This window comes from Streptomyces pseudoechinosporeus (assembly GCF_054783935.1).
On the sequence record NZ_BAAGPS010000022.1, the window covers coordinates 52,402 to 62,689 of the forward strand.

The 10,288-nt window shown below is 69.3% G+C and carries 9 protein-coding genes; 2 read left to right on the plus strand and 7 right to left on the minus strand.

The features are described 5' to 3' along the window. Positions 1-140: 140 nt before the first annotated feature. The 4 genes from ACYVO6_RS23400 to ACYVO6_RS23415 all read right to left on the minus strand — a co-directional run bounded on the left by ACYVO6_RS23400 (position 141) and on the right by ACYVO6_RS23415 (position 5,214). Positions 141-2,336 (minus strand): xanthine dehydrogenase family protein molybdopterin-binding subunit, encoded by a 2,196-nt coding sequence (locus tag ACYVO6_RS23400; RefSeq protein WP_461064150.1) that lies wholly within the window; start codon positions 2,334-2,336, stop codon positions 141-143. Continuing rightward, on the minus strand, positions 2,333-3,313 hold the full coding sequence (locus ACYVO6_RS23405; RefSeq protein WP_461064152.1) for an FAD binding domain-containing protein: 981 nt from the start codon (positions 3,311-3,313) through the stop codon (positions 2,333-2,335). Before ACYVO6_RS23405 ends, ACYVO6_RS23400 begins: the two co-directional genes overlap by 4 nt. Positions 3,314-3,325: 12 nt before the next feature. Further along, complete coding sequence (locus ACYVO6_RS23410) at positions 3,326-3,979, minus strand: (2Fe-2S)-binding protein (RefSeq protein ID WP_461064154.1); 654 nt, start codon at positions 3,977-3,979, stop codon at positions 3,326-3,328. A gap of 368 nt (positions 3,980-4,347) precedes the next feature. Beyond that, complete coding sequence (locus ACYVO6_RS23415; protein WP_461064156.1) at positions 4,348-5,214, minus strand: helix-turn-helix transcriptional regulator; 867 nt, start codon at positions 5,212-5,214, stop codon at positions 4,348-4,350. Between the two features lie 532 nt (positions 5,215-5,746). Here ACYVO6_RS23415 and ACYVO6_RS23420 point away from each other — a divergent pair. Both ACYVO6_RS23420 and ACYVO6_RS23425 read left to right on the plus strand, forming a co-directional pair. Continuing rightward, positions 5,747-6,763, plus strand: a complete 1,017-nt coding sequence (locus ACYVO6_RS23420; RefSeq protein WP_461064158.1) for a zinc-dependent alcohol dehydrogenase family protein — start codon at positions 5,747-5,749, stop codon at positions 6,761-6,763. A gap of 77 nt (positions 6,764-6,840) precedes the next feature. Then, on the plus strand, positions 6,841-7,506 hold the full coding sequence (locus tag ACYVO6_RS23425) for an SDR family NAD(P)-dependent oxidoreductase (protein WP_461064160.1): 666 nt from the start codon (positions 6,841-6,843) through the stop codon (positions 7,504-7,506). A 250-nt stretch (positions 7,507-7,756) separates the two neighbouring features. Here the strand turns inward: ACYVO6_RS23425 and ACYVO6_RS23430 are convergent, their stop codons facing one another. The 3 genes from ACYVO6_RS23430 to ACYVO6_RS23440 form a co-directional block, all read right to left on the minus strand. Beyond that, on the minus strand, positions 7,757-8,614 hold the full coding sequence (locus tag ACYVO6_RS23430; RefSeq protein ID WP_461064162.1) for a hypothetical protein: 858 nt from the start codon (positions 8,612-8,614) through the stop codon (positions 7,757-7,759). Positions 8,615-8,811: 197 nt separating this feature from the next. Further along, positions 8,812-9,003 carry a DUF397 domain-containing protein gene (locus tag ACYVO6_RS23435; RefSeq protein WP_461064164.1) on the minus strand — a complete coding sequence of 64 codons (192 nt, stop codon included), beginning with the start codon at positions 9,001-9,003 and terminating at the stop codon, positions 8,812-8,814. A gap of 201 nt (positions 9,004-9,204) precedes the next feature. Beyond that, complete coding sequence (locus ACYVO6_RS23440) at positions 9,205-10,077, minus strand: helix-turn-helix domain-containing protein (RefSeq protein ID WP_461064166.1); 873 nt, start codon at positions 10,075-10,077, stop codon at positions 9,205-9,207. Positions 10,078-10,288 lie beyond the last annotated feature (211 nt).

Consider the following 10,288-nt stretch of genomic DNA (forward strand, 5'->3'; position numbering starts at 1 on the left):
GTCGTCGGGGGGAGTGACACGGCGGCGGCCCGGGGGTCCGGCGGCCGGGCATGGTCAGCCGCCGAACGGTCGGGTGAGCACCCCGGGCGGCCGTCTCACCACGAAACCGGCCGCCCGGAGTGCTCGCATCGGGCCTCGGCTCAGAGAAGTGCCTCGGCGGTGATGGGCAGTTCACGGACCCGTCGGCCGGTGGCGTTGAAGACCGCGTTGGCGATCGCGGCCGCCACACCCACCTGGACGACCTCGCCGAGCCCCTTGACACCGAGCGCGTTGCCGTCGTTGTCCTCGCCGTCCAGGTAGATCGCCCGGACCTCGGGGACGTCGGCGTTGACGGGCACGAGGTAGTCGGCGAGGTTGGCGTTCACGATCCGGCCGTCGCGGTGGTCGGTGACCGTGTGCTCCAGCAGGGCCGCGCCGATACCGCCCACGATGCCGCCGATCGCCTGGCTGTCCGCCAGCTTGGGGCTGATGATGCGCCCCGCGTCGTACACCCCGAGCATCCGCCGCACCCGCACCAGCCCGAGGGTCGCATCCACGGCGACCTCGGCGAAGGTGGCGTTGTAGGCGTGGTAGGAGCGCCGCGCGGGAGCCGGCGGCCCGGCGTAGGAACCACGTGCTTCCAGGCGGGAGCGGTCGTTGCGGGCCAGCAGCCGCTGGTAGGTCTCACCGCGCGCCGGGTTGCCCTGCACATGCAGCCGGCCGCCGCGTACGACGACTTCATCGGCGTCCACCCCGTACAGCGGCGACCGTTCGTCCTCGACGGCCAGCCTGACCGCCTGCCGCCGCACCTGGTCGCAGGCGTCCAGAACGGCGGTGCCGACGCTGGCCATGGTCGCCGAGCCGCCGTGCGGGCCGGTCGGCGGATACAGCGAGTCGCCGAGCCGGAAGGTCACCGTGCGCATGGTCAGCCCGAGCGCGTCCGCGGCCACCTGGGTCTGCGAGGTGTAGGTGCCCGGCCCCATGTCACTGGTCGCCGCCTCCACCACCGCGGTGCCGTCGGCATCCAGGCGGGCCCGGGCCTGCGCGGGAAAACGCCCGGGGTCGTACACACCGGCGGCCATGCCCAGGCCGATCAGCCAGTCGCCCTCGCGCCGCGCACGCGGCCGGGACGAGCGACGGTGCCAGCCGAACTCACGGGCGCCGACCGTGTAGCACTCGCGCAGCCGGCGGGTGGACCAGGGCAGGTTGCTCGACTCGTCCTCGTCCGGCTCGTTGCGCCGCCGCAGCTCGATCGGGTCGACGCCCAGTTCGTGCGCGAGCTCGTCCATGGCCGACTCGATCGCGAACGACGCCGTGGCGAAGCCGGGGCCGCGCATCCAGATCGGGGTGTTCACATCCAGAGGCACCTGCCGGTACGCCTGGCTGACGTGGGGCATGCTGTAGGTCATCTGCCCCGCGCCCAGGATGGCCTCGGTGAACGTCTCGTACGAGGAGGTCTCGGCGTCGATGCCGTGGATGGCCGCGGTCAGCCGACCGCGCCGGTCGCTGCCCAGGCGCAGCCGGTACGCGTAGGAGGGCCGGAAGCCGGTGCCGAAGTACATCTGCCGGCGGCTGAGCACCAGCTTGACCGGGCGCTTCGTCTCCCGCGCGGCCAGCGCGGCGACGGCGGTGTGCGGCCAGCACCGCAGCCCGCTGCCGAAACCACCGCCGACGAACGGGTTGATGACCCGCACCGCGTCCGCGGGCAGGCCGAACACGGCGGCGAGCTCGTCGTGGGTGCCCATCACCCACTGGGTCTTGTCCCACACGGTCAGCCGGTCGCCGTCCCAGCGGGCGAGGGTGGCGTGCGGCTCCATCGGGTTGTGATGGTTGCGCGCCAGCCGGTACGTCAGGTCCAGCCGCACGGCCGAGGAGCGCAGACCGGCCTCCGCGTCGCCGCGCGCATAGTTGGTCGGCTCGCCCGGCTCGGCCTCGGCCAGGTCGGTCGAGGACTGTTCGGCGTCGTAGCCGACCTTCACCAGGCTGGCCCCGTGCTGGGCGGCCTCCAGGCTGGTGGCCACCACGACGGCGACCGGCTGGCCGTGGAAGAGCACCCGGTCGTCCTGGAACACCCGCAGCCGCCGGCCGGGCGGGTTGTTGGACCCGGGGTTGTCGCGGTACGGCAGCTTCGGGGCGTTGCGGTGGTGGATCACCTTGAGCACGCCCGGGTGGGCCAGGGCGGCGTCGGTGTCGATGGACGTGATGCGGCCGCGGCCGATGGCGGCGTCGACGATCACCGCGTGCGCGGCGCCTTTGATGTCGTGTTCGGCGGCGTACAGCGCCTGGCCGGTGACCTTCAGCCGGCCGTCCACCCGGGACAGCGGCGCGCCGACGGCTGCCTGCGGCTGGGGGCTCATTTGCTGTCTCCTACGGTGCGCAGCTGGCGTTCGACGGTGCGCTGGAGCAGTTCGACCTTGAACCGGTTGTGCTGCAGCGGCCGGGCCCCGCCCGCGGCGCGGCCGGCGGCCTCGGCCCACAGCCGGTCGGAGGGGCGTTCACCGACGAGGGCTTCTTCGACGGCAGGGAGCTTCCACGGGACGGTGCCCACGCCTCCGGCGGCGACGTACGCGTCCCGGATCACTCCGCCCCGTACATGCAGTGCGACCGCGGCGGAGGTCAGCGCGAACTCGTAGGACTGCCGGTCGCGCACCTTCAGGTAGCCGGACTTCAGCGGACGCGGCAGGGCAGGAATCTCCACGGCGGTGATCAGCTCGCCCCGGCGGAGGGCCTGTTCACGGTTGGGGGTGCTGCCCGGTCGCAGCAGGAAGTCGGCGAAGGGGACCTGGCGCTCCCCGTCCGGGCCCAGCAGATGCACCTGCGCCTCCAGCGCCGCGAACGCCACGGCCACATCGGAGGGATGGGTGGCCACGCAGTCGTCGGAGGTGCCGAGGATCGCATGGGTGCGGTTGACGCCGTGCAGGGCCGCGCAACCGGAGCCGGGGTCGCGTTTGTTGCAGTCGGCACTCACGTCACGGAAGTACGTGCACCGGGTGCGCTGCATGATGTTGCCGCCGATGGTCGCCATGTTCCGCAGCTGAGCTGAGGCGCTCAGCTCCAGCGCCTCGGAGACGACCGGGAACAGGGAACGCACCTTGGGGTGGGCGGCGGCCTCGGCCATGCGCACCAAGGCGCCGATGCGCAGCCCGCCGCGTTCGGTGACGGTGACCTCGCGCAGCGGCAGGCCGCTGATGTCGACCAGCGTCTCGGGGCGCTCGACGGTCTCGCGCATCAGGTCGACCAGCGTGGTGCCGCCGGCGATGTAACGTCCGCCGTTCCGGCCCGCGTCAAGGGCCTCACGGGTGTCGGAGACCTTGGTGTAGGAGAAGGGATACATGTCAGCGGCTCCTTACTTCCGGCCCGCGGTCTGCTCGACCGCGCGCACGATCTTCACGTAACAGCCGCAGCGGCAGATGTTGCCGCTCATGAACTCCCGGATCTCCTCCGGCGAACCGGTATGGCCCTCCTTGATGCAGCCGATGCCGGAGACGATCTGGCCGGGCGTGCAGTAGCCGCACTGGAAGGCGTCCTGGTCGATGAACGCCTGCTGCAGCGGATGCAGTTCGTCGCCCTTCGCCAGGCCCTCGATCGTGGTGACCTCGGCACCCTCCAGACGGGCCGCCAGGGTCAGGCAGGAGTTGACCCGCCGGTCGTCGACCAGCACGGTGCACGCCCCGCAGGCGCCGGCGTTGCAGCCCTTCTTCGAGCCCGTGAGACCGAAGTGCTCCCGCAGCAGGTCGAGGAGCGAGGTGCGGTTGTCGACCGTGACGGTGCGCCGAGCGCCGTTCACCGTCAGCGAGACGCGGCTGGAGGGTGCGGCCTCGCCGGCTTCCGCACCCTCCGCATCGATGAAAGTCGATCCGGCGATGATGCCGCCGGCGACGACGGCACCACCGACGGCAGTGGTCGTGGCAATGAAGGTGCGCCGGGTCGGCGCTGTCGGGGACTCGGTGGAGTCGGTGGGGGGCGGAACATCTGGATCGGTGAACTCAGTGGAGGACATACATACGCTTTCGGACTCGGCGGGCGGGGGCTCCTGGCCTGCGCAGCGGCAGGAACGGGGCGAATCCCGTGACGTCATCACCACCGGGCACTGAGAAATTCGCACGTGCTGCGAGGCCCGCGGTCGGTCACGCCGGGCAGTCTCGCATCGCCGGCATCAGTCGTGGGAGGGAGAGTTTTCTCCCTGGATGTTCTTCTCCCAGGGGGTATTCGGCTCCGTTTCCCGACAGAGGAAAACCGCAGAACGCAAGCACGACAGTGTGGGGCGGTGATCGGCGGACGGGAAAGATGCAGGATTCACGAATTTCGCGGCCGCTGACGCACGCGTCGGGCTGTCGACTCCCGGTCCGACAGAAACGGTGAGCCGTGTCAGGGGGCGTCGGACGCACGTGCGGCCGGCTGAGCCGTCCAGGACGAGAGCAGACGCAGGCTGTCGTGCGATGCCGTACCGGGTTCGGCGGTCCAGATCACCAGCTGCTGCTCGGCGTCGGTGGTGCAGATGAAGCCGTCCCAGTCGAGGGTGATCTCCCCGACGAGCGGATGCCGCAGGGTCTTTGTTCCCACGCCCAGCGCCGTGGCGTGCTCGGCACCCCACCATCGCCGGAAGTCGGCGTCCACCACAGACAGTTCACCCACCAGTTCGACGAGCTGCGCGTCTCCAGGGCACTTGGCGCCCTCCATCCGCAACTGCGTGACGCAGGCATGGGCAACGCGCTCCCACTCCGGGTACAGCGCCCTCACCGCGGGCTCGGTGAAGAGGAGCCGGATGAAGTTCCGCCTCTTCCCCGGCATGTGGGAGAAGTCGGTGAACAGGGCGGCGGCCAGCGGGTTCCAGGCGAGGATGTCCATATACCGCCCCAGCACCAGCGCCGGGGTGAACGGGATGTCGTCCAGGAACCGTTGCACCTGGGGCTGAACCTTCTGCGCCGGCCGCCGGCAGACCTTGACCCCCACCTTGCCGGCCAGCGCGAACAGGTGATCCCGCTGTTCGTCGTTCAGATGCAGGACGCGGACGAGCGTCGCGAGCACGGCCGCCGACGGCCCTACGCGCCCCTGCTCCAGGCGGGTGTAGTGAAGGCTGCTGAGCCCGGCCAGCCGGGCGACCTCGTCCCGCCGCAGGCCGGGCACTCTCCGTGGCGCGCCGGTCTCCGGCAGCCCGACCGTGCGCGGACTCAACTCCGCTCGCCGGGCTTTGAGGAATTCACCCAGCTCCTTCAAATGTACGCTGCTGTCCATGCGAGTAACTGTCGCATGAAACCATTACATTGTGAGGGGGCCGAATTTATCCCAGGATACCTTTCCGCCCCGGTCATTCGCGCCGCCTCGCGGACTGTCAGCCGAGTCGATCACTTGCTGAAGTGGCGGTCCGCTGCCGACAGTTCACGGACGAGAGCGGCCTACTGCGGATGGCGCCGTTGCCACGGTGGGAAGAGGGGGAGAGTTTTCTCCCTGGATGATGTGCTCCCAGGATGGAACCCTCCCCTTTGCGGGCGCGCGCGACAGTGGCAAGCTCATTGACGCGACCGGAGACCGGCTCCGGCCACCGGAAAACACTCCGCCGATGAGTCGACCCCAGCCCACCGGTTTCCTTTCCGGACGCCATCGAAATGACGCCATCGAAATTCCGGGTGCTGCACGGAGGAGGCGAGAAAAGACGTGAGAGCGGACGTCACCTTCCCCAGCAGCGGCACGCGACGGCCTGAATCCGCACAGCTGCCGCCGCACTGACGCGGCGACACCCTCCACGCACTCCACGCAAGAAGGCATCATGCGCGCAACCATCATTCACGCCCCTGGCGACATCCGGGTCGAGGACGTCCCCGCGCCCGAAATCGTCAACCCGACCGACGCGGTCATCCGTACCGCCGTCACCTGCGTGTGCGGCTCGGACCTGTGGCCCTACCGCGGCATCGAGCCCGTCGACGAACCCCACCCGATGGGTCATGAGTACGTCGGCTTCGTCGAGGAGGTCGGCAGCGAGGTCACCTCCGTCAAGCCGGGACAGTTCGTGGTCGGCTCCTTCGCCACCTCGGACAACGCCTGCCCGAACTGCCAGGCGGGCTACCAGTCCAACTGTGCTCGCCGCGAGTTCATGAGCACCTGTCAGGCCGAGTACGTCCGTATCCCCAACGCGCACGGCACACTCGTCGCCACCCCCGATCTGCCCGCCGACGATGTCGTGCCCAGCCTGCTCGCCGTGTCCGACGTGATGGGCACCGGCTGGTACGCCGCCGTCGCCGCGGAGGTCAAGCCCGGCTCCACCGCCGTCGTCGTCGGAGACGGCGCGGTCGGCCTGTGCGGCGTCATCGCCGCCAAGGAACTCGGCGCCGAGCGCATCATCGCGATGAGCCGGCACGAGCCGCGGCAGAAGCTGGCCCTCGAATTCGGCGCCACCGACATCGTCACCGAGCGCGGCGAGGAAGGCATCGCCCGCGTGAAGGAGCTGACGAACGGTGTCGGCGCCGACTCCGTACTGGAGTGCGTCGGCACCCCCGAGGCCATGCAGCAGGCCCTGCACTCCGCCCGGCCCGGCGGCAACGTCGGCTTCGTCGGCGTCCCCCACGACGTGGCGATCGACGGCCAGGAACTGTTCTTCTCCCACGTCGGCCTGCGCGGCGGCCCGGCCCCGGTACGCGACTACCTGCCCGACCTCATCCAGCGGGTCCTCGACGGCCGTATCAACCCCGGCAAGGTCTTCGACCTCACCCTGCCCCTGGAGCAGGTCGCCGAGGGCTACCAGGCGATGGACGAGCGCCGCGCCATCAAGACCCTCCTCACGCCCTGACCCGACCCCGGGGCCGGACGCCGTCGGCGTCCAGCCCCGCCACTCATCCACCACACCCACTCACTCAAGGGCTCACCATGACCACGTTCGCCCTCATCGGCGCCGGCCCCGGCCTCGGGCTGGCCACCGCCCGCCGCTTCGGAGCCGCCGGCCACGCCGTCGCCCTGATCGCCCGCAACGCCGAGCAACTGGAGGGACTGTCCGCCGAGCTGGCCCGCGACGGCATCCAGGCCCGCGGCTTCACCGCCGACGTGCTCGACATCGAGTCACTGAACGAGGCCCTGTATGCGGCCGCGGCCGCCCTGGGGACCATTGAGATCCTCCAGTACAGCCCCGTGCCCCGCGCCGACTTCATGAAGCCGGTCCTCGACACCAGCGCCGACGACCTCGACGCGCCGCTGTCCTTCTCCGTCAAGGGCCCCGTCGCGGCCGTGAACGCCGTCCTGCCCGGCATGCGCAACCTCGGCCGCGGCACCCTGCTGTTCGTCAACGGCGCCAGCGCCGCACGCCCCAACCCCGCCGTGGCCGGCACCTCCATCGCCTTCGCCGCCGAGAGCGCCTACGCCCGCATGCTCCACGACACCCTCGCCCCGCAGAACATCCACGTCGCCCAGCTGATCGTCCCCGGCGCCATCCGGCCCGACGCCGAACACAGCAGCCCCGACGCCCTGGCCCAGCGCCTGTACGACATCCACCACAAGCGCGACGCCTTCCGCCACTACGCCGAACCTCTCCCCGACTGAATCCTGGCGCGGGCTTCTTGACCGGCGCTATGCGGTTCTCACTTCCGGCTGTTGTACTCCGCATCGGTGACGTGGTCGCCCCACTCGGTCTCCGAACCGTCGGACTTGCCGATCCCCTCCCACATGGCCAGGTGAGCCATGAAGTTCTCCGGAGTGGCACCGTGCCAGTGCCATTCAAGGCATACACAGTCGCCGCTGAAGCAACCGCGGGCCCCAGACCTGGTTCCGGTGGCGGCAGTCGCCGGCGGGCTCACCGCAGCTCGTCCACGTAACGGTCCGTCCCAGGCACCGTGGGTATGAACGGTGCGACGAACTGCACGTCGCCCAGCCCCGAAGCCGCCACTGCCGTGTCCAGGTCCGCGAAGTGGTCGAGCCAGTGGTCGCGGGGATCGTGCTGGAGGAACCACAACAGGGTCAGCCGGGTCCCGACCCCCTCGACCTGCTTGACGTAGGTCATCCGGTCCAGGGGCAACGGCGTCGGCGTGAAGACGGTCACCATGGCCGCAGGCGAGCCCGCCAGCCGTTTCGGAAGGTGGTCGTCGCGCAGCCACGCGAGCAGTTCGCCGCGCCTGCCGGGGGAGTCGGCGTCGATGACCTGGACGACGAGCCCGGCGAAGGGGTGGTCGAGGGCGTGGACGTCACGCGGGCCGTGGTCGCCGTCGCGGTAGACGGTCGCCGCGTGGTCCTGGAACGCGGTGAAGACGTGCGTGCGGTCCTGGAAGACACGGTGGTCGCGGTTGAGGCGTTTGTTGATGCCGACGGTCCATCGCATGTGGTCGGCGTAGCGGCCTGCGGTCATCCAGTAGACGGATATGTAGCACCCTGCCGTCACCGGCTGCGCGACGGAGGAGGTCTGGGGGTAGCGCAGGAGTTGCAGGTCCCGCGTGGCGACCCAGCGACGTCCCGCGTACATCCACGGCATGGCCATCGCGCCCGCGATGTAGTGGTCGTCTTCGTACCAGCGATTGTACTCGCGCTCCCGGCCGGGATGCGGCTCGACCATGGTGATGAGCGCGTGCCCGAGGTCGGCTCCGTAGGGGCCGACGGCGGCCAGTTCGGCATACATGTGGCTGCGGGTTTCGTCTGCGTGCGTCGCGTCGTCTGTCATGGGTCCGGTGTAGCTGATGGAGCGTCAGTTTGGGAGAGGTATCCCGTTCGACTCCGCCCGAAGTTCCGCGATCAGGTTCACCAAGCGAAAATGCAGCCCCCTCGGCTGGTGACGGCGGCCAGTCGAGAGGGCTCTTGCTGTGGTGCGTATGGAGTTGGTCCGGCCAGTGGTGGCCGAGGGTCAGGGACTCTCGGGTCTCACTGCTTGACCGAGGTCACGAAGACACTCCATGCCTCGGCCGGGAAGGCCAGGGTCGGGCCCTCGGGGGCCTTGGAGTCGCGGACGGCGAGGGCCGAGGTGGTGGGTGACTTGACCTCGACGCACGCGCTGTTGGGGGAGGAGTACGAGGACTTCGTCCACGTCTTCGTGGCGCCTTGCAGAATTGCCATGTTCGCTCCGATGGTGAATCGCTGGCCGAGGTCACCGGGCCATTGGGGCCACAGCGCAGTTCGCGCCAACTTTGTTGATCGAGTGGCGTGATCGACGCTACTCGCCAACTTCCTCGTCCGGAGGAGCCGTTCACTCGTCTGGATGGAATATGCCATCCAGGCCTTCTGCTAAGGCACGCCGAGGTCTACAATCTGCGCCCTTCAGCTCACGCGGTCTCCGTGGGCGTACTGTTTCGCGATGTCGGCGATGATCTGCCGCGACTGTTCGGGGTTGAGAGCCTGGGCCCGCAGATGCTCGTACATGAGGCTGTACTTCTGCACGTCCGGCGCCTTCTCCAGATACAGGTCGCTGGTGACACCCTCGATGTACACCACGCTCGAATCGGCCGCGTCGGCGAACTCCAGGATCGCGTACTGCCCGGCAAGACCGGAGTGCGCGCCGACGTCGAACGGCAGTATCTGCACGGTGATATGGGGGAGTTGGGCCATCTCGTTGAGGTGCTCCAACTGCTCGCGCATCACGTTGTTGTCGCCGACCACCCGGCGCAGCGAGGCCTCGTCCAGCACCACCCACAGGCGCAGCGGGTTCTTCTCGGCGTTGATGCGCTCCTGGCGCCGCAGCCGGACCTGGACGCGTTTCTCGATCTCCGCGTCCGAGGACTCGGGCGATCCGCCGCGGACGATGGCTTCGGCGTACGCGGGGGTCTGGAGCAGTCCGGTGACGATCTGGGGCTCGTAGACCCGCAGCGATTCGGCGTCCGTCTCCAGGCCGATGTAGACGCTGTACGGGATGTCTCCGAACGCGTGCCACCAGCCCTGCTGGCGCGAGGCCTTGGCCATTTCCATCAGGCCGTCGACCATTCTCTGGTCCTCGACCTCGTACACCCCGCACAGGTCACGGACATCGCGCGGGCTGATACTGCGCCGTCCGTTCTCCAGGCGGCTGATCTTCGACTGGGAGACGAGCAGGCGCTCGGCGACCTCTTCGGCGGTCATGCCCTTGAGCTCTCGGAGCCGGCGCAGCTCCTGGCCCAGCCGGCGTCGCCTGACGGTGGGATTGACATTGGACGCCACGGGACGTGCACCTCCGGCTGCGTGCGGCCTGTACTTTGCGTGTCTGCTGTTGAGCAGATTGCCACCAAGGTGCGTGCCAGCGCTGGGAAACAGCGGATATGCGGTGGGTATGCGCCATGTTGCCGCCACCTAAGTGCCTGTCCGCGAACTGATCATTTCGGGGCTGTGCGCGCGTGGGCGCGGGCGAGTCTGCGCCGCATGAGGATGGTCA

Excerpts from the sequence above, each read along its gene's own strand:
- ACYVO6_RS23425 (WP_461064160.1), top strand. The coding sequence starts at position 6,841 with ATGACCACGTTCGCCCTCATCGGCGCCGGCCCCGGCCTCGGGCTGGCC.
- ACYVO6_RS23430 (WP_461064162.1), bottom strand. The coding sequence starts at position 8,614 with ATGACAGACGACGCGACGCACGCAGACGAAACCCGCAGCCACATGTAT.
- ACYVO6_RS23420 (WP_461064158.1), top strand. The coding sequence starts at position 5,747 with ATGCGCGCAACCATCATTCACGCCCCTGGCGACATCCGGGTCGAGGAC.
- ACYVO6_RS23415 (WP_461064156.1), bottom strand. The coding sequence starts at position 5,214 with ATGGACAGCAGCGTACATTTGAAGGAGCTGGGTGAATTCCTCAAAGCC.
- ACYVO6_RS23435 (WP_461064164.1), bottom strand. The coding sequence starts at position 9,003 with ATGGCAATTCTGCAAGGCGCCACGAAGACGTGGACGAAGTCCTCGTAC.
- ACYVO6_RS23405 (WP_461064152.1), bottom strand. The coding sequence starts at position 3,313 with ATGTATCCCTTCTCCTACACCAAGGTCTCCGACACCCGTGAGGCCCTT.
- ACYVO6_RS23400 (WP_461064150.1), bottom strand. The coding sequence starts at position 2,336 with ATGAGCCCCCAGCCGCAGGCAGCCGTCGGCGCGCCGCTGTCCCGGGTG.
- ACYVO6_RS23410 (WP_461064154.1), bottom strand. The coding sequence starts at position 3,979 with ATGTCCTCCACTGAGTTCACCGATCCAGATGTTCCGCCCCCCACCGAC.